Consider the following 16,002-nt stretch of genomic DNA (forward strand, 5'->3'; position numbering starts at 1 on the left):
TATGACCGGGTCACCACAGCCGTCAACACGCTCCAACGCCCGGGTCATCGCCTGGTGTCTGGCGGGCGTGGTGGGCATGTTTGGCTTCGGCTTTGCCCTGGTGCCGCTGTATGAGGTGTTCTGCGATATCACCGGCATCAATGGCAAAACCGGCGGTCGTTACGAGAGTTCCGTGCCCCTGGAACGGGACGAGAGCCGTATCGTGGAAGTGCAGTTCCTTGCCCAGAACGGGCCGGACATGCCGTGGGTGTTCAAGCCGGTGACCCGCAGTATCGAGGTCCATCCCGGCGAGCCCACCACGGTGGTGTTCTACGCCGAGAATCCCACCGCCAAGGCGATGGTGGGTCAGGCGGTGCCGAGTCTGGCGCCAGCGGAAGGCACGCTGTATTTCCACAAGACCGAGTGCTTCTGCTTCAACCAGCAAACCCTGCAGGCCGGGGAAACCGTGCAGATGCCGTTGGTGTTCATCGTCGACAAGGCGCTGCCGGAGCATATCCACAAGCTCACCCTGTCCTACACCCTATACGACCAGAGCGTGATGGGGGAGGTGTCCCGCATCAAGCAGGCAATAACGACAACCAACCGCAACGGATAGATCGTCGGAGGCCGGCATGGCGACAGATCATACCTACACGCACGAGAAGTACGCTTACCAGAAGTACTACGTTCCCGAACAAAGCAAGTGGCCGATCATTGCGACGGTGGGGCTGGGACTTACGCTGTTCGGCGTGGCGTCGATCATGGTGAACAGTTCTCAGGGTGAATCCACCGGCGGTTCCTGGCTGCTGTTCCTGGTGGGCAGCCTGATCATGGCCTATATGCTGTTTGGTTGGTTTGGCAATGTCATCCGTGAGAGCCGGGCCGGCCTGTACAGCCCGCAGATGGATCGCTCCTTCCGCTGGGGCATGAGCTGGTTCATTTTCTCCGAGGTGATGTTCTTCGCGGCCTTTTTCGGCGCGTTGTTCTATGCCCGGGTATTTGCCGTGCCCTGGCTAGGCGGCGAGGGAGATCGGGGCAGCAGCAACCTTTTGTGGGAAGGATTCCAGGCCACCTGGCCGTTGATCAATACCCCGGATCCAGTCGCCTACCCGCCGGCCAAGGAAGTGATTGGCCCCTGGGGATTGCCGCTGGTGAACACCATCCTGCTGGTCACCTCCTCGTTAACCGTGACCATCGCCCACCACGCCTTGAAGGCGGGCCATAGGGGCAAGCTGAAGTTCTGGCTGGCGGCCACCATCGCCCTGGCCCTGGGCTTTGTGGTGGTTCAGGCCTACGAGTACGTTCACGCCTACAAGGATCTCAATCTGACGCTGGAATCCGGTATCTACGGCACCACCTTCTTCATGCTGACCGGCTTTCACGGTGCCCACGTCATTCTCGGCACGCTGATGCTGATCATCATGTTGGTGCGCGTTATGAAGGGGCACTTCACCGCGGAGCAGCACTTCGGGTTCGAGGCGGCCAGCTGGTACTGGCACTTCGTGGATGTGGTCTGGCTGATGCTGTTCACCTTCGTCTACATCCTGTAGTGGGCTGCGGGCGATGGCGGAACGAAATCAGGGCGTGGGGTTGAGGGTCAGGTCACCGTGCCACAGCGCCACCACGATCAGGGCGATCAGGGCCAGGCTCAGGCCAACCCGGACCGCCAGGGAATTGACCACCCGATTGGTGCGGCCGCCGTCACGGATCAGGAAGACCAGACCGGTAAACAGGCTGATCAGTACCGCAATCAGCATTACGACGATGACAACTTTCAGCATGGCGGGCTCCGGTGGGTCCATTGAATGGCAAAGCAAAACCAGGGATCACTATAGCAGAGCATGACCCGGCACGAGGTATCCAGACCCAGGCAGTGGCAGCCCAATTTCAGGCTTCTGGTGTTCAGCGGCGTGTTCCTGCCGCTGCTGGTGGCGCTGGGCATCTGGCAGTTGGATCGGGCCGCTGACAAGGAGAGGCAATTGCAGCAGTGGCAGCAGCAGGCCACGGCACTGAGCGGGGCGCAGCTGTGGCAAGGGCACCCGATGCCGGGCCAGCCGGTGGTGCTCCGTGGCCGGTACGGTGAGTTCACCTGGTTGCTCGACAACCGTACCCGGGAGGGAATGGCCGGGTATGAGGTGCTGTCGCTGTTTCTGGTCGACGACGGTCCGGCGGTAGTGGTGAATCGGGGTTGGCTGCGAGCGCCGGCCCGGCGAAACACGCTGCCGGTGTTTCCCACGCCACCGGGGCTGGTGCAACTGGATGGCCGCCTGGCGGACTTTCCCGAGCCGCCGGTGCTGGCGGCGCAGCCGGAGCTGGCCGGCTGGCCTCAACGAGTGCAGGCACTGACTGCCGAGCAGGCGAGGACGATCGGCACGGCGGTGGCGCCACTGCTGGTGCGGCTGGCCGACGGTGGTCAACCCGGCGCTTTCCGTGCCGACTGGCAACCCGACCGGATGGGGCCCCAGACCCACTATGGCTATGCCCTGCAATGGTTCTCCCTGGCCCTGACCCTGGCGGTGCTCACGGTGGTGGCCAGTTACCGCAGAGCCCCCGGCCCCGGTGCTTCCGTTACCCCTCATTCGTACCTTAATCCCAGAGTTACCGTTAACCCCAGAGCTTACCTTAGCCCCAGTACCTCAGGAGCCGACCATGACAACAACCACGGCCAACGCCATGACTGATCACACACCCTCCCAGTCCAGTCCCGAACAGCTCCGCCGCGGTCGGCGCATGGCCTGGCTGCTGTTTGCCGTGGGCTTTGGCCCGATGCTGCTGGCCACGGCGATGTACTACACCGGCTGGCTCAACCCCGCGGGTCACACCAACCAGGGCGAGCTGCTGCAACCGCCGGTGGCGGTGACCGAACTGGCGCTGGTGGGGGCCGACGGCCAGCCGTTGGCGCAGCGGTTTGCGCCCCAGGCCGCCGAGGCAAAGTGGTTGCTGCTGGTGGTGGCCGATGGCTGCGCCGGGTCCTGTGAACAGCTGTTGTACCTGGCCCGTCAGGTCAACATTGCCCTTGGCAAGAACGCCAACCGGGTGGCGGGAGCTGCCTGGGTGGGGCAACTCCCCAACGCACTGGCGCAACGTTGGCCCGATGACTACCGGACCATCGAGCGGCTGACCGTATTGCCCGAGGCGGTGCCTGCGTGGCCGGAACAGCTGGCGCCGGCCGAGGCCCCCAGTCTGTTGCTGGTGGATCCGTTGGGTAATGTGATGATGCGTTACGACAGTTCCCACCGCGGTGAGGCCATGCTCAAGGATCTCAAGCATCTGCTCAAACTGTCGCAGATCGGTTAACGGCTATGGAATCGGATAACGACTATGGAAAAGCAAGCGCATAACGAGTTGCTGCGTCGGCGCATGGGGCTTTGGGCTCTGGCGGCCACCCTGCTGGCGGCGGTGGTGGTGATGCTGGGAGCCTGGACACGGTTGGTGGATGCCGGTCTGGGTTGCCCGGACTGGCCCGGCTGCTATGGCTTTCTCACCGTGCCCCAGGGTGCGGACCAGATCGCCGTCGCCGAGGCCCGTTTCCCCGATACGCCGGTGGACGCCAGCAAGGGCTGGCCGGAAATGATCCACCGCTACGCCGCCGGCAGCCTGGGCCTGATGGTGTTCGGGCTGGCGGCGGTGGCGGTACGGCACCGGCGTCAGGGGCTGCCACTCAAACTGCCCTTGTTCCTGGCCGGGTTCATCCTGCTGCAGGGCGCCTTCGGCATGTGGACGGTGACCCTGAAACTGTGGCCCCAGGTGGTGGCCCTGCATCTGCTGGGGGGATTCACCACCCTGAGTTTGCTGGCGTTGCTGAGCCTTCGGCTGCTGACCCGGCCGGCGGCGGTTGCGGTCGAACAGGCCGAGCGGTTGGCGCGACTGCGGCCCTGGCTGCTCGCTGGCCTGGTGCTGGTGGTGGTGCAGATCGCCCTTGGCGCCTGGACGGCAGCCAACTACGCCGCCGTGGCCTGCACCGAACTGCCGACCTGCCAGGGGCAGTGGTGGCCGGCCATGGACTTCCGCCACGGCTTCGACCTGACTCAGCAGGTGGGCCCCAACTACCTTGGCGGCCAACTGACGGCCGAGGGTCGGGTGGCCATCCACGTCAGCCACCGCCTCGGGGCCCTGGCGGTGTTGGGGTACTGGTCATGGCTGCTGGTGCTGCTGTGGCGACGCAGTGAGTCCGGACCGGTGCGCCGGGCGACGGTGCTGGTCGGCGCCGCGCTGGTGGCCCAGGTCGCGCTGGGTCTGGCCAACGTGGCGTTGCACCTGCCGCTGGCCATTGCGGTAGCCCACAACGCCCTGGGCGCGGGGCTGCTGCTCACCCTCATTCATCTGCTGTGGCGGTTGCAGCATTGCCGCCGCAGCGAATCCCTGGCCTTGGAACACCCCACACTGACTAACCGGGAGGCGACTGTATGAGCGAACCAGGCAAGGCATTGGCGATGCCATCTTCGACTTCGAGCCCGACCGCTCGTGGCTTGGACAAGCTGTCCTGGCGGGATTTTCTCGAGTTGACCAAGCCGCGGGTGGTGGCGCTGATGATCCTGACCTCGGTGATCGGCATGCTGCTGGCCACTCCGGGGTTGCCGTCCTGGTCGGTGTTGCTGTTTGGCAACCTGGGCATCGCGCTGCTGGCCGGTGCGGCGGCGGTGGTCAACCATGTGGTGGACCAGAAGATCGACACGGTGATGGCGCGGACCCGCAAACGCCCCGTGGCCACCGGTCGTATCGCCCCCCTCGACGCCCTGCTGTTTGCCACGTCCCTGGCGCTGGCGGGCATGCTGGTGCTGGTGTGGCAGGTCAACCTGCTTACCGCCTGGCTGACACTGGCGTCGCTGGTGGGCTATGCCGGGGTCTACACCCTCTTCCTCAAGCGGGCGACGCCCCAGAACATCGTGATCGGCGGGCTCGCCGGCGCCATGCCGCCGCTGCTGGGCTGGACCTCGGTCACCGGTCAGGTGGATGGCCATGCCCTGTTGCTGGTGCTGATCATCTTTGCCTGGACGCCGCCCCATTTCTGGGCCTTGGCGATCCATCGTAAGGAAGAGTACGCCCAAGCCGGTATCCCCATGCTGCCGGTCACCCATGGCAACCGCTATACCGAACTGCACATTCTGCTGTACACCCTGATGCTGCTGGCGGTGAGTCTGCTGCCCTTCGTCACCGGCATGTCTGGGACCCTCTACCTGGTGGGCGCGCTGGCGCTGGGCGCGCGATTCCTGCACTATGCGGTACGATTGTGGCGGGGCGACGACCGGCGGGTGGCGCTGGCCACCTTCAAGTACTCGATCAGCTACCTGATGGTGCTGTTTGTGGTACTGCTGGTGGATCATTATGCCCGTTACTGATTCCGCTAACCGCCGACCCCGGGAGAGAGCATGGCACTGACGATCCGTAGCACCGTTTTCATTCTGCTTCTGGTGGTGGTGCTGATCTTTGGCCTGGTGATCGGCCGCCAGGTGTTTCAGCCGGGCGATACTGGCAAGGCTGCACCCGCGCCCGAGCTCAGCGAGCTGAATACCTTCGTCTACGACCAGGGCCGGGTGCTGGCGGAGTTCCAGCTGCTGGACGAATCCGGCCAGCCACGAACCCGGGACGACCTGACTGGCCGCTGGACCTTCGCCTTCATTGGCTACACCTTCTGCCCCGATGTCTGCCCGGCCACCTTGTCCATCTTGCGCCGGGCCGACGCGTTGTTGCCTCCGGAGCTGCCCCAGCCGGATTACCTGCTGATCTCCGCCGACCCGGAGCGGGACACGCCGCAACGGCTGGCGGAGTATCTTCGTTTCTTTGGCGAGGATTTCAGTGGCCTCACCGGGAACATGGCGATGTTGCGGGAGCTGGCCAAGAGCCTCAACGCGGTGTTTGTCCACCGCGACGTTAACGGCACTCGCCTGGTGGATCACAGCGCTCATGTCGCGCTGATCAATCCGGAGGGTGAAATGATCGCCGTCATTCAACCCCCCCATACCCCCGAAGGCCTGGCCGAGGCGTTCCAGCGCATCTACCGCTGGGCACGGGCCAACCAGGCAGGCGCGGGTTAAGGTCGGGCGTAGGAGGTATCGGATTACCCGTACTGCTCCCAAGGTCCGCTTTCCCCTCCGAGCTCAAGCCCTTAGACTGTCCCGCTCACTCATCCCCAGTAGCGGTGCACGATATGTCAGCCAGCCAATCGCCATCCTGTACTTCGCCGAGGGAGCTATTTGCGGTGCTGGCAGCGGGCGCCACCCTGTTGCTGGTGGTGCATGCGCTCGGTCGTTTCATCTACACCCCCTTGCTGCCCTACCTGATCAGTGACGGTCAGATCGATCCGCAGCAAGGCGCCAGCATCGCCACCTGGAATTACCTGGGTTACCTGGTGGGGGCAATGCTGGCCATCCGCTGGCACCGCATTGACCATATCCGCTGGCTGTTGCCGCTGTCACTGACGGTGCATGTATTGACCACCCTGTTACAGACCCAGCTCGACCAGGCCTCCGCCATCGCCACCTCCCGTTGGGTGAACGGCGTGGCCAATGGTGTGGTCTTCGTGCAGGCGCCGGCGCTGATTCTGGAATGGCTGGTGCGCCGCAACCGGGCCAGCCTGAGTGGTCTGGTTTACCTGGGTGTCGGTTTGGGCCTGCTGGTCTCCAGTGTCCTGGTGACCTTCAGCGCGGATTGGCTGACGGGCGCCGACCGCTGGTGGCCGGCGGCGCTGGTGTCTATCCCCCTGGCGTGGTGGGGCACGGCCAGGCTGTTGCAATTGGATGTGCCGGTGCGCAGCGGCGATGACCAGGATGCTCACCCACGCCCCACCGCGCTGTTGGATCGGGCCAGTGTGCCGCTGTTCCTGTCCTACGCCGGCGCCGGTCTGGGCTATATACTGCCGATGACGTTCCTGCCCCTAGTGGCCACCATCCAGTTGCCGGCGGGCCATTGGCTGGTGGACGGGGCCTGGTTGCTGGTGGCGCTGGCGACCCTGCCTGCTGCGTTCATCTGGAATCATTTTGGGGCTAAATTCGGCGATCTCCCGGCAATACGCGCGAACTTCGGGATTCAGTTGTTGGGTGTGCTGGCTGCGGTGATCTGGCCGGGGCCGGTGGGCATTGTGCTGTGTGCGCTGTTGGTGGGAGGCACCTTCCTGGGCACGGTGCTGCTGACCCAGCGCATCGGTCGCGCCCTCCACCCTCACCAGGGGCCCCGGTTGTCGGCGGCGTTGGTCGCCCTGTACGGTTTTACCCAGATGGTAGGGCCCTGGCTTACCAAGCAGTGGCTGGACTTCGGTGGCACCCTCGACAGTGCGTTCTGGATCGGGGTGGTGGCGTTGTTGTGGGGGCTGGTGTTTACCGTGCTGGTGCCGCGGCCGGAGGATTGGCATTCGCGGCCTGCTTCATAGGCTTGTGGGGTTGGGGGGGATGAGCGGGGTGGGGGTTCCATTTAAAAATGGAGCTTTAAACTCGCTGCGCTCAGACACCATCTCCCTTTTTAAATGGAACCCCCACCCCACTCTTGGGAACAGACTGCTGGACGCCGTTGGTGGGTAGCTTCACGCTGGCACTTAAGCTCGAAGATGAGATCTTAGGGTATTCCCGCTTCGCTATCTGAATAGACACCGTTAATATCCCATGAGACTACCGCTGAGCCAGACAGGGTGTGGGTAGGGGCTCTTCCTTAAAACGGAGATGGTGTCTGAGCGCAGCGAGTTTAAAGCTCCGTTTTAAGGAAGAGCCCCTACCCGCGCCCAACCACCGAAGCACTCAATCAATCACAGAAACACCCAACCACCAAAACCACCAGCCCGACCAACCATGCTCCCAATCGAAGCCCTGCTCCCAGACCTCCACCAGGCCCTGACCGACAACCCCACCGTGCTGCTGCAGGCGCCTCCTGGCGCCGGCAAGACCACCCGGGTGCCGTTGAGTCTGCTGGCGTCCGACTGGCGGGGCGAACGCAAGATCCTGATGCTGGAGCCCCGCCGTTTGGCGGCCCGCTCCGCCGCCCGCTACATGGCCCGCCAGTTGGGCGAACAACCCGGGCAGAGCGTGGGTTATCGTACGCGTCTGGATACCAAAGTCTCAGCCCAGACCCGCATCGAGGTGGTGACCGAAGGTATTCTCACCCGGCTGATCCAGGACGACCCGGCGCTGGAGGCGTACGCCGCCGTGCTGTTCGATGAGTTTCACGAACGCTCGCTGCAGGCGGACCTGGGCCTGGCCCTAGTAAGGGAGTGTCAGCAGGCCCTGCGCGAAGACCTGCGGGTGGTGGTGATGTCGGCGACCCTGGACACCGCGCCCATCGCCCGCCTGTTGGGGGAGGTGCCGATTCTCACCAGTGAAGGCCGCTCTTTTCCGGTGGACATCCTCTATCGACCGCTGCCCCGCAACGCCCGGCTCACCGATCAGGTGGTGACGGTGATTCGCGAGGCCTTGGCCGAACAGAGCGGTTCGGTGCTGGTGTTCCTGCCCGGCGCCGGCGAGATCCGCCGGGTCGAGCAGGCCTTGTCTGGGAACCTGCCGGCTGCCGTGGCGGTGACACCGCTGTATGGCAGCCTGCGCAACGAGGATCAGGACCGGGCCATCGCCCCGGCCCCGGACGGCCAACGTAAGGTGGTGCTGGCCACCGCCATTGCCGAAACCAGTCTCACCATTGAGGGTATTCGGGTGGTGGTGGACGCCGGTCAGCAGCGGCGCGCGGTATTCGACCCCAACAGCGGTATGACCCGGTTGCTGACCGGACGGGTCTCCAAGGCCTCGGCGGAGCAGCGTAAGGGCCGTGCCGGCCGGGTCGAGCCGGGGGTGTGCTACCGACTGTGGAGTGAATCCGACCAGTTCGGCCTGGCGGACTTTACCCCACCGGAGATTCAGCAAGCGGATCTGGCGCCGCTGGTTCTGGAGCTGGCGCAGTGGGGCGCGCGGGCTGCTGGCGACCTGGAGTGGATCGATCCGCCCCCCAGTGCCCACTGGCAACAGGCGGTCAGCCTGCTGCGCTGGTTGGATCTGCTCAACGACGACGGCAGCATCAGTGAGCAGGGTAAGGCCGCTCGGACCTTGCCCGTTCATCCGCGCTTGGCCCATATGGTGCTGCGGGGCCGCAGCTGGGGGCTGGGCCAGGTCGCCGCCGAACTGGCGGCGCTGCTGGAGGAGCGGGACCTGCTGGGGCCCCGGGCCGGAGCCGATCTTTTCCAGCGCTGGCAGCTGCTGCGGGGCGAGACGCGGGATGGCCGGGTCGATGGCCAGCGGCTGCAGGCCCTGCGCCGTGCGGTGCGGCGGATGACTGAGGGCAAGTCGGCAACGGCATCGACGGCGGGTGCAATGGACTTGGGCCGTCTGCTGGTCCAGGCCTACCCGGATCGCATCGCCCGCCGTCGCCAGGGTAATGCCCCCCGCTACCAGCTCAGTAACGGTCGGGGTGCCCAGCTCAGAGACGACGATCCGCTGGCCGGGGAGGACTGGCTGGTGGCCGCCGATCTGGACGGCCAGACGCGGGAGGCGCAGATCTATCTCGCGGCGCCGCTGGACCCGGCGATGCTGACATCGGACCTGGCCGGGCATATCGAAACCCTGGATGAATCGCTCTGGGATGAGGGGCGTGGCCGGGTCATTGCCCGTCGCCAGACCCGGTTGGGGCAACTGGTGCTGGCCGAGCAAGCCTTGCCCGAGCCGGGACCGGAGCAGATCATTGCCGGACTGTTAAACGCGGTTCGACAAAAGGGGCTGAAGAGCCTGCCCTGGGATGCGCAGTCCCGTCAGCTGAGAGCCCGGATCCAGTGCCTGCATCGTTTGTGGCCCGAGGCCTGGCCGGCACTGGACGATCACTCGTTGCTGGCGGAGCTGGAGACCTGGCTGGCACCGTTTCTGATCGGTGTCGATCGCTGGTCCCGGTTGCAGCAGGTGAAGCTGGCGCCGGCGTTGACCAGCCTGCTGGACTATCATCAGCAGCAGACGCTGGCGGAATTGGCTCCGGCCAGTCTCACCATTCCCACCGGCCAGGCCGTGAGGTTGGATTACCTGGCGGACCACGGTCCGGTGCTGGCGGCCAAGTTGCAGGCGCTGTTCGGTTGGACCGAGACCCCCACCGTTGCCCGCGGTCAGGTACCGGTGGTCCTCCACCTGTTGTCGCCGGCGCAACGCCCGCTGGCGGTGACCAGTGACCTGGCCAGTTTCTGGCGCAACGGCTATGTGGAGGTGCGCAAGGACATGCGCGGGCGCTATCCCAAGCATCCCTGGCCGGAAGATCCGTTCACCGCCGAGGCGAAACAGGGCACCAAGAAACAGCGACACTGACAGGGCGGCGGGCCCGAGACGAGATCAGACCCGGATATCGATCTGGCCACCGAGGTTGGGGTTGGCACTGGTGGCGGTGACCGGGCTGCTGGTGGCCACGCTGTCCAGTAGCTGCAGCACACTGGCGGCGGCCATGTCCTGGGCGCTTTTCAGGGTGCTGATCTGCACCTGCTGCTGCAATTGCGCCTGGCTGAGCTGGGTACTGAAACTGGCGAGAGAGGCAACGTCCACGACAGGAATCCGGGAGTGGTGAGTGAGGTGATTAAAATATCACCAGCGGTGGCGTGGTGGGAAGCTTCGGCTGCCTTTTCTTGCAAACGGTTACCTGGGCTTACAGGTCGGCCTCGGGGGGCATCAGCTGGGGCGGCGGTTCAGGTCCAGGGACAGAATCAGTGGCAATACCAGTACCCCGTACGCCAGCATCACCGCCAGGGCGTGGCGGATATCGCCGCTGACATCCGCCAGCACGCCGCCCAGCATGGGAACGCCGAAGGCCAGGGTGTAACCCACCAGGAAGTTACCGGCGGACAGGCGGCCGGTCTCGGCCGCGCTGACCAGCAATGGCGGCAGCGCCACCAGCAGAATCAGCAACACTCCCGCGCTGAAGCTCATGAAGGTGGCACTGGCAATGGCCAGCCAGCCCTCGAACACCATCGCGCCGACGGTGCCGGCCAGGGCGGCCAGGGCCATGACCAGGATAACGCTGCGGCGTCCGACCCAGAGCCGGGCCATCTTCAGCATCACCAGTGAGGCCCCAACTTGGGCCAGGTTGTAGCAGAACAGGGCGTCGGCGAGGATGTCCAGTTCGCCCCGCTGCGCCAGCAAGGCCGCCAGGTAGGCGTTGAAGCCGAAAAACAGTGAGCCGGACAACCCCAGCAGCAGGCCGATCTTGAGGGTCAGCGGATTACGCCAATCCGGCAGCCAGGCCGGCCGGCGCTCGGGCCGGCCCCGGTCCCGCCGTGGCAGGTACAACAGGGCGGCCACCGCCAGCGCTGGCAATGACCAGGCCAGTAAGGTCAGGCGCCAGCTATGGTCCACCAGTGGCATGATCACCGGCAGGGTAATGCCGGCGCCGATGAATTCACCGGTCAGCATACCGTTCATGTAGATGGCGCTGCCCAGGGCCAGATGCCGGGGCTCCAGCCAGCGGGGCAACAGTGCCGGCAGCGCCGGTTGCATCATCGCCACCCCCAAGCCCATGACCGTACTGGCCAGCAGCAGGCTGACGGTTTCCGGCGCCAGTCCGCGGGCGGTGGAACCCAGGGCCATGACAACCATGGCCAGAGCCAGGGTGTGACGGGGGCCAATGCGGGAAATGGCCAGTGAACCGGGCATGGCGCCAACGGCCAGCATCAGGATGGGGAGTGTGGTCAGGGCACCGGTCAGCGCCTGGCTCAGCGCCAGGTCGTCGGCGATGTACGGCGCCAGGGCCGGTGCCACCAGCACCGGCACCCGCAGATAGGCGCCGGCCAGCCATAACAGGCTGGCGATGATGATCAGCTCAAACCGGGATGCCTGCCCGTGGCCGGAGGGTTTTGCTGGCACGGTGTTCGGGCTTAGCCTCTAGCCCTCAGGATCCGGCATGTAGGCGCCGTCTTCGTCGTGCACCTCACGGCCGGTAACGGGCGGGTTGAAGGCGCAGATCAGGCGCATGTCCGCGGTGCCGCCCCGCAGCACGTGCCGGTCGTGATTATCGAGGGCGTACAGGGTGCCGTCGGTGATGTCGTGGACTTCGCTGGTGGCCAGGTCGGTGATGGTACCGTTGCCGGCGACGCAGTAGACCGCCTCCAGGTGGTGCTTGTACCACAGGTTCAGCTCGGCGCCCGCCGGAATGATGGTTTCATGGAACGAAAACCCCATGCCGTCCTTTTTCAACAGCAGCCGGCGGCTGGTCCAGCCTGGTCCCTCCACCTCACGCTCGGTGCCGATGATGTCCTGTACCCGTACGATTTTCATAGCATTCCTCAAGGTTGTGTGGAATAGCCCTACAGTATAAACATCCATACCGCCCCGGTTTCAAATCCGCAGCATCCGAAACTCAGCCCCGACTTTGCCGCCACTGGCTGTAAGTGTCGAGAGCGGCCTCCACCGCGACCGCCAGCCGGTGGCGCTGGTCGCTGCTGAGGGCGCGTTGACGGCGGCAGCGGGCCAGCGCGTGCTGGATGTCATGGCGGTACGCCGAGGCCAGCTCCTCCAGCCAGTGGCGATCGGTGGGCTCCAGGTCCAGCAGGTCCTGGCCGGCGTGATTACGATGGCTGACGTGCCACCAGTGGTCCACCGCGCGGCCCAGCACCACATAGCCGAACTGAATGTCCTGTACCGGCCCGAACCGGGCGGTCTGCAGCCCGTTGCGCAGGACCCCGAGGTGCAGCACCGGCAGCTTCAGCCGGTCGCCGTAGAAATAGCTGCCGGCGGCACCCAGCAGGCCACCAATCAGCGCCCCGGTGCCGAGGGAGGCTCCCAGGGTGATGGCATCGAGCCCGGCACCGCCGATGGCCCCGGCGCCGAACCCCGCCGTGGCCAGGTAGGCCTTGCTGACGCCCCAGGTCTGGCGGCTGTTGTCGCTGAACAGGTCATGCTCACTGTGCCAGGTCAGCTCGGCCTCCTGGCGCTGAATGCGATGGTGCTGGTAGAGCTGCTCGATGGCCAGCCGCAGCGCCTGTTCCCGCTGCCGCTGGTGCCGGTACCAGCGTTGCCGCAACTGCTCCGCCAGTGAGTCGCGGGAGTGGCCGGCGAGCTGGCTCGCGGTGAGGGTGCGCTGCTCCTGCCAGGCCATCAGGTCCTCCAGCGCAGTGGCCACCAGTCGGGCAGCTTGCTCCTTGCGCTGGGCCCGCTGGCCGGACAGCTGCAGCACCGCTTGATCGAGCACCGCCTCCCACGCCGGCTGCAGTTGGCCGAAGGCCTTGAGCAGGCTCAGATGCTGGTTGAACGGCGCCGACACCGCGTTGAACTTGCGCACCACCTGAAAGAACTGGCCCAAGGCGTTGTGCCAGGCCTCGCTGTAATCGTCCGGGCCGATGCTGTTGATCAATGCCAGGCTGGGTTGGCCGGTCCAGCGCAGGATGGTCATTTCACTCTCGTTCTCGGCACTGTAGGGCACCGAGCCGTCCACCACGTAGATGATGCCCGCGCCCTCGATCAGCGGGCCGAGCAATTCGCATTCGTCCTGAAAACGGGGATCGTCACGGTGCTGGTGGACAAACGCCGCCACCGTTTCGGCCCGGTCGGAGGCTGACAGGCTGTGGGCCTGCAGCCATTCCAACACCTGCCGTGGCCGTTGGAATCCCGGTGTGTCCACCAGGGTGTAGCGTACCTCGTTGTCGATGCGCAGCGGGTAGGCCTGACTGTGGCGGGTGGTACCGGGTTCCAGGGCGATGGCGATGGCGTCGTTCTGGGACAGCGTGGCCACCACACTGGATTTACCCTTGTTGGGGTGGCCGACCACGGCAAAGACCGGCGCGTCAGTCATAACTGCCCCTCCGCCGCCCGGTTTACCGCCTCGGTCAGCTCGTAAACGCTGACCTGCAGGCGCGGATCCGCTTGGCGTTCGGCAAAGCGCAACCACTGCGCCAGTTGGGTCTCGCCGGGACGGTGCCGAGGGTCGGTGGCCAACGGCAGCAGGCTGATGAGGGTGGCTTCCGGCCACTGATCCCGCGCCAGGGTGAGGAAATCCTCCAGTTCGGCGGTCGGCGGCTCCCAGGCCCGGGTCAGCACGATCACCGCCGGTTCGGGGTGGTGGGCCAGCACCCCTCGGGCCTGCTGAATGGCGCGGCGGTCGTCACTCAGGCTGGCGGCGCCGCCCGCGCTCAGCAGCTGACGCTGGGCGGTGGCGGTGAAATCCTCCGGCAGCAACGGGTCGCCGGCACCGGCCCAGCGGATCACTGCGGGGCTGTCGGGATACGGTTGCAAGTCGGCCGGGGTGGCCAGCTGCGGCGACTGATGAGTCGCCTCCTCAATGCTGCCGGTATCCAGCATGGGGGTTTCCATGCGGTACCGCAGTGCGGTGAGCCCCGGGTGTCGCAGCAGCAAACGCCGGGTGCGCCAGCGCAGATGTATCTGGGCCAGCGTCACCAGCAGCAGCCGCGGCAGCAATACGTAGCAGCACCAGGTCAGGGCAACAAACGGCCACCAGTCGCCCCAGCGGGCGGCCGCAATGGGCTGCGGGCTGCCAGCCCGGAAGAAGCGGGTACTTTCCACCAGCTCGGCGTTCGGCACCGCCGCCGGCCACAGCCCCTGCCACGGACAGGCCAGGATCTGCATCCAGTGATGGTAGCTGTCGGCGCCGGTGCTGAGGGTGGTGCTCCAGCCGAACGCCAGATCCTGCATCACCACCAACAGCAACAGTGTGGCCAGGCCGGAGAGCCCAAACAGCAAGCCGCCGGTATGGGCGGCGCGGGCCAGCAATTGGGGGTGCAACCGGGTCAGCACCGAGACAATTTCCCCGGACCGGCGGGTATAGCGGTCAACCAGCCAGCCCCAGGGACGCCAGCCGACGAACGCCTGCACCGTGGTGGCCAGCGCCAGCAGCAACTGGAGCAGGATAAAGGCCAGGATCACGGTGATGTTGATGCGGCCGCTGCCGTCGTAGAACAGCAGGCCCAGCATGGTCAGCATGCCCAGCAGCGCGCCGGCGGCGGCAAAACTGAAACTGATCCGTCGCCAGCGCGCCAGGCGTTTGTCAGTCTGACCAGGAGGGCGGCCACTCAAGTGCTGCAGGTGGGCCAGCCATTGGCGCGGCCCGGTGGCACCGTCCCGGGCATCGAGGGCGAACTTGCGGTCACGCCGGTGCAGGAAGGCCGGGGCCTGGTGCTGGTCCCGTCGCACCTGGTCGTCGAATTCCAGCAACAGTGTCAGCGGGTGCTCGGACATCGCGGATCCTTTTCGGCCGAAGAGTGATACGTCCCTGAACGTGTTACGCTAGGGAGCCTCTGCGTAACGCCGAACGCCAAGACAGGCTCGAGGTTAGCCAGAGTCTCCCTAAGTGTATCTCCAATCCGGATGCCGTACGTAACATGCCACACCACCTGATGAATCTGCGCCACGTGCCGGACGACGAAGCGGAGGAGATCCGCGCGCTGTTCGAGCACCACGACGTCCATTACTACGAGACCCCGCCCAGTCGCTGGGGCATCAGCATGGGCGGCTTCTGGGTGCATGACGACGTCGAGGCGGAACGGGCCCGGCAACTGCTCGACGACTACCAGCGCCAGCGCCAGCAACAGCAGCGAGCGCAATATCAGCAGGCGTTGCAGCGGGGGGTGACCGGGGGTGTCTGGCATCGTTTGCGGCGCCGGCCGTTGACCACCCTGGCGGCCTGCGTTGCCATCTTGCTGATCGTGGGCCTGAGTCTGGTTCCGTTCTTCGGTTGGTGACGACGGGTCCACGATCCGATCCATCTCACGGCCCCCGTTGTGACCGCTGTCACAGAACAAAAATTGGCTTTTCTGGCCATATTTCCAGCACTTATCGAACATTTCCAAATGTAACAATAAGTTACATTGTGTCGCTTTCGTAGGTAGGCCGCAGTGCCACGGGCGCCAGTCGCGTTTGCCAATCTGGCTCTGGCCCGGGACGGCTAAGGTGCCTTCTTTATTGCGCGCTGGCGGCGATCGATGCCGGATCGTGCCGGGCCGCACCGTATTGTACAAAGCCAACGCTGAACAAGCTGAACCAACAGGAAGCTGAGTCATGCCAATTGCCGCCAGCGGTCCGTCGCCGCGACGCCCCGTTGATCTTTACCGCGACCGCGCTGCGGCCGTCGGATCTGGCC

At 65.2% G+C, this 16,002-nt stretch carries 16 protein-coding genes; 10 read left to right on the top strand and 6 right to left on the bottom strand.

Going from position 1 to position 16,002, the window contains the following annotated elements; all coding sequences use genetic code 11:
* Position 1 precedes the first annotated feature (1 nt).
* A complete protein-coding gene (locus tag N6L25_RS00420) occupies positions 2–595 on the top strand; it encodes a cytochrome c oxidase assembly protein (protein ID WP_271976960.1) in 594 nt (197 codons plus the stop codon).
* A gap of 16 nt (positions 596–611) precedes the next feature.
* A complete protein-coding gene (locus N6L25_RS00425) occupies positions 612–1,529 on the top strand; it encodes a cytochrome c oxidase subunit 3 (protein ID WP_271976962.1) in 918 nt (305 codons plus the stop codon).
* A 27-nt stretch (positions 1,530–1,556) separates the two neighbouring features.
* On the opposite strand, the gene N6L25_RS00430 is transcribed toward N6L25_RS00425, so the two are convergent.
* A complete protein-coding gene (locus N6L25_RS00430; RefSeq protein ID WP_271976964.1) occupies positions 1,557–1,760 on the bottom strand; it encodes a twin transmembrane helix small protein in 204 nt (67 codons plus the stop codon).
* Positions 1,761–1,820: 60 nt separating this feature from the next.
* Here N6L25_RS00430 and N6L25_RS00435 point away from each other — a divergent pair, with 60 nt between their 5' ends.
* The 7 genes from N6L25_RS00435 (at position 1,821) to hrpB (ending at position 10,232) form a co-directional block, all read left to right on the top strand.
* On the top strand, positions 1,821–2,660 hold the full coding sequence (locus N6L25_RS00435; RefSeq protein WP_271976965.1) for an SURF1 family protein: 840 nt from the start codon (positions 1,821–1,823) through the stop codon (positions 2,658–2,660).
* A complete protein-coding gene (locus tag N6L25_RS00440) occupies positions 2,629–3,276 on the top strand; it encodes a hypothetical protein (RefSeq protein ID WP_271976967.1) in 648 nt (215 codons plus the stop codon). The genes N6L25_RS00435 and N6L25_RS00440 overlap by 32 nt, the downstream gene beginning before the upstream one ends.
* A gap of 24 nt (positions 3,277–3,300) precedes the next feature.
* Positions 3,301–4,389 (top strand): COX15/CtaA family protein, encoded by a 1,089-nt coding sequence (locus N6L25_RS00445; protein WP_271976969.1) that lies wholly within the window; start codon positions 3,301–3,303, stop codon positions 4,387–4,389.
* A gap of 23 nt (positions 4,390–4,412) precedes the next feature.
* On the top strand, positions 4,413–5,318 hold the full coding sequence (gene cyoE / locus N6L25_RS00450) for a heme o synthase (protein WP_271977407.1): 906 nt from the start codon (positions 4,413–4,415) through the stop codon (positions 5,316–5,318).
* A 30-nt stretch (positions 5,319–5,348) separates the two neighbouring features.
* Positions 5,349–6,014, top strand: a complete 666-nt coding sequence (locus N6L25_RS00455; RefSeq protein WP_271976971.1) for an SCO family protein — start codon at positions 5,349–5,351, stop codon at positions 6,012–6,014.
* A gap of 113 nt (positions 6,015–6,127) precedes the next feature.
* Positions 6,128–7,345 (top strand): YbfB/YjiJ family MFS transporter, encoded by a 1,218-nt coding sequence (locus N6L25_RS00460; RefSeq protein WP_271976973.1) that lies wholly within the window; start codon positions 6,128–6,130, stop codon positions 7,343–7,345.
* 412 nt (positions 7,346–7,757) lie between these two features.
* Complete coding sequence (hrpB, locus tag N6L25_RS00465) at positions 7,758–10,232, top strand: ATP-dependent helicase HrpB (RefSeq protein WP_271976974.1); 2,475 nt, start codon at positions 7,758–7,760, stop codon at positions 10,230–10,232.
* A 24-nt stretch (positions 10,233–10,256) separates the two neighbouring features.
* On the opposite strand, the gene N6L25_RS00470 is transcribed toward hrpB, so the two are convergent.
* The 5 genes from N6L25_RS00470 to N6L25_RS00490 all read right to left on the bottom strand — a co-directional run bounded on the left by N6L25_RS00470 (position 10,257) and on the right by N6L25_RS00490 (position 15,101).
* Complete coding sequence (locus N6L25_RS00470; protein WP_271976975.1) at positions 10,257–10,463, bottom strand: putative motility protein; 207 nt, start codon at positions 10,461–10,463, stop codon at positions 10,257–10,259.
* Positions 10,464–10,586: 123 nt separating this feature from the next.
* On the bottom strand, positions 10,587–11,777 hold the full coding sequence (locus N6L25_RS00475; RefSeq protein ID WP_271976976.1) for an MFS transporter: 1,191 nt from the start codon (positions 11,775–11,777) through the stop codon (positions 10,587–10,589).
* Between the two features lie 18 nt (positions 11,778–11,795).
* The gene (locus tag N6L25_RS00480; protein WP_271976978.1) at positions 11,796–12,188 is read right to left on the bottom strand and encodes an ectoine synthase; all 393 of its coding nucleotides are present in this window, start codon (positions 12,186–12,188) and stop codon (positions 11,796–11,798) included.
* Positions 12,189–12,270: 82 nt separating this feature from the next.
* The gene (locus tag N6L25_RS00485) at positions 12,271–13,701 is read right to left on the bottom strand and encodes a GTPase/DUF3482 domain-containing protein (protein ID WP_271976979.1); all 1,431 of its coding nucleotides are present in this window, start codon (positions 13,699–13,701) and stop codon (positions 12,271–12,273) included.
* A complete protein-coding gene (locus N6L25_RS00490; RefSeq protein ID WP_271976980.1) occupies positions 13,698–15,101 on the bottom strand; it encodes a DUF2868 domain-containing protein in 1,404 nt (467 codons plus the stop codon). Before N6L25_RS00490 ends, N6L25_RS00485 begins: the two co-directional genes overlap by 4 nt.
* A 143-nt stretch (positions 15,102–15,244) precedes the next feature.
* On the opposite strand from N6L25_RS00490, the gene N6L25_RS00495 reads away from it, so the two are divergent.
* The gene (locus tag N6L25_RS00495; RefSeq protein WP_271976981.1) at positions 15,245–15,604 is read left to right on the top strand and encodes a DUF6164 family protein; all 360 of its coding nucleotides are present in this window, start codon (positions 15,245–15,247) and stop codon (positions 15,602–15,604) included.
* Positions 15,605–16,002 lie beyond the last annotated feature (398 nt).

It is taken from the genome of Marinobacter sp. SS21 (genome assembly GCF_028369065.1).
In the GTDB taxonomy this organism is placed as follows: domain Bacteria; phylum Pseudomonadota; class Gammaproteobacteria; order Pseudomonadales; family Oleiphilaceae; genus Marinobacter.

Bases quoted from the DNA above. Each gene is read 5' to 3' on its own strand.
- N6L25_RS00420 (WP_271976960.1), top strand. From the start codon at position 2: ATGACCGGGTCACCACAGCCGTCAACACGCTCCAACGCCCGGGTCATC.
- N6L25_RS00425 (WP_271976962.1), top strand. From the start codon at position 612: ATGGCGACAGATCATACCTACACGCACGAGAAGTACGCTTACCAGAAG.
- N6L25_RS00430 (WP_271976964.1), bottom strand. From the start codon at position 1,760: ATGCTGAAAGTTGTCATCGTCGTAATGCTGATTGCGGTACTGATCAGC.
- N6L25_RS00435 (WP_271976965.1), top strand. From the start codon at position 1,821: ATGACCCGGCACGAGGTATCCAGACCCAGGCAGTGGCAGCCCAATTTC.
- N6L25_RS00440 (WP_271976967.1), top strand. From the start codon at position 2,629: ATGACAACAACCACGGCCAACGCCATGACTGATCACACACCCTCCCAG.
- N6L25_RS00445 (WP_271976969.1), top strand. From the start codon at position 3,301: ATGGAAAAGCAAGCGCATAACGAGTTGCTGCGTCGGCGCATGGGGCTT.
- cyoE (WP_271977407.1), top strand. From the start codon at position 4,413: ATGCCATCTTCGACTTCGAGCCCGACCGCTCGTGGCTTGGACAAGCTG.
- N6L25_RS00455 (WP_271976971.1), top strand. From the start codon at position 5,349: ATGGCACTGACGATCCGTAGCACCGTTTTCATTCTGCTTCTGGTGGTG.
- N6L25_RS00460 (WP_271976973.1), top strand. From the start codon at position 6,128: ATGTCAGCCAGCCAATCGCCATCCTGTACTTCGCCGAGGGAGCTATTT.
- hrpB (WP_271976974.1), top strand. From the start codon at position 7,758: ATGCTCCCAATCGAAGCCCTGCTCCCAGACCTCCACCAGGCCCTGACC.
- N6L25_RS00480 (WP_271976978.1), bottom strand. From the start codon at position 12,188: ATGAAAATCGTACGGGTACAGGACATCATCGGCACCGAGCGTGAGGTG.
- N6L25_RS00485 (WP_271976979.1), bottom strand. From the start codon at position 13,701: ATGACTGACGCGCCGGTCTTTGCCGTGGTCGGCCACCCCAACAAGGGT.
- N6L25_RS00490 (WP_271976980.1), bottom strand. From the start codon at position 15,101: ATGTCCGAGCACCCGCTGACACTGTTGCTGGAATTCGACGACCAGGTG.
- N6L25_RS00495 (WP_271976981.1), top strand. From the start codon at position 15,245: ATGCCACACCACCTGATGAATCTGCGCCACGTGCCGGACGACGAAGCG.